Annotated in this window: 1 protein-coding gene; it reads right to left on the reverse strand. The window is 61.7% G+C overall.

What is annotated here, in order from left to right; all coding sequences use genetic code 11:
• Positions 1-21 precede the first annotated feature (21 nt).
• A complete protein-coding gene (locus F8N49_RS27605) occupies positions 22-1,530 on the reverse strand; it encodes a sensor domain-containing diguanylate cyclase (RefSeq protein ID WP_151553297.1) in 1,509 nt (502 codons plus the stop codon).
• Between the last annotated feature and the right edge of the window lie 119 nt (positions 1,531-1,649).

Genomic DNA, 1,649 nt, shown 5'->3' on the forward strand with positions numbered 1-1,649 from the left:
GAAGGCTGCGATCTTTTGACTTTAAACTGACACTACAACGCGATTGCGCCCGCCTTCCTTGGCTTGATACAGCGCCTTGTCCGCCGCAAACAGTAATTGCTCCAGTGTCATCTCGCTCGCCGATGTCCACGTAGCAATGCCGATACTCACGGTCATCGCCCGCTCAGCGCCTTCGACCCATGGCAAGTTTTCCACAGCCTGGCGAATCTGCTCGGCGATCTGCTGCGCCCCGGCGCTGTCGGTCTCGGCGAGAATCACCGAAAATTCTTCACCGCCATACCGCGCGACCAAATCCGCCGGGCGTCGCACGTTCGCCGTGATCACCTTGGCCAGTTCACGCAACACCTGATCCCCAGCCTGATGGCCATGGCGATCATTGAAGGCCTTGAAGTGGTCGGCATCGATCATCATCACCGACAGCGGCTGGCCCGAGCGCTGGGCGCGGAACCACTCGTGGCGCAGGGTCTGATCGAGCATGCGCCGGTTGGCCACGCCGGTCAGGTCATCGGTGGCAGCCAGTTGCGCCAGTTCGCGTTCGGCGCGATGGCGCAAACGCAGTTCCCGGGCGAGCAGCCAGGTCAGCCACAACAGCCCCAGGCACAACACGCCGGTGGCGCCGCTGATCAGGATCGCCGTGCGCCGCCAGGTGCCGAACACTTCCTCGCTGGACAGCGCCACCATCACGGTCAACGGCAGATTGCCGACCCGCGAGTAGGTATAGAGCCGCCGCTGGTCATCCATGCTCGAAGTGCTGGTGAAACTGCCGCTGCCATCGCGGTCGCTGAGAATCCGCACGACGTTGGGCCGGTTGCCGAAACTCTTGCCGACCGAATCGCTCTGCAGATACGGCTTCTGCGCGAGCAGCACGCCATCGCTGTTGATGATGTTCAACGTGCTGTCGGTGCCGATGTCGAGGCTCTTGAACAGGTCGTCGAAGTAGTCGAGTTTCAACGAAGCGACGGCAACGCCGAGGAATTCACCGGTCTGCGAGGAGATGCGCCGGCTGAAGCTGATGCGCCACTGATCGGCTTCTTCACAATCGCAACGGGTCTTGAACGGGCGGCTGATGAACATGCCCATGTCACGGTTGAACGCATGGGCGAGGAAATAATCGCGGTCGGCGAAATTGCCCGGTTTCGGTTCGATGCGCGAGGAGTCGGCGATCACCTCGCCATGCTTGTCGAGCAGGAGGATGTCGCCCTTGAAACGCGCGGTGGCAGAGCGATCGAACAGGGCCAGATGACGGATCTGCGGCGAGACGTTCTGCAGGTCGTCACGCTGAGCGGCGGCGATCAGGCCTTGCAGCGTCAGGTCGTACAGCTCGACGGTGCGCAGCACATCGGCGTCGATCAATTGCGCAATGGTCGTGGCGCGGCGCGTCGCGACTTCCTGCGCACTGGCGTACTCGCGGATCAGCAGGAAGGTGACGATGCACACCATCGCAATCACGGTCAACAGGCTGCCAAGGATCAGCAGGCGCTCGGGGCGACCGGTAAGGCCTGTGACGGAAGGCGTGCGGCTGGCGATCATGATGGGGAGCCGGTTGAAGTGGTTTCATAAGCTTAGTTGGGCTGACGCCGGACGAACCTGTGGGAGCGAGCCTGCTCGCGAAAGCGGTGTGTCATTCAACACAGATGTTGACTGACAAT

The organism is Pseudomonas sp. GXM4 (genome assembly GCF_008923895.1).
Lineage (GTDB): Bacteria > Pseudomonadota > Gammaproteobacteria > Pseudomonadales > Pseudomonadaceae > Aquipseudomonas > Aquipseudomonas atacamensis.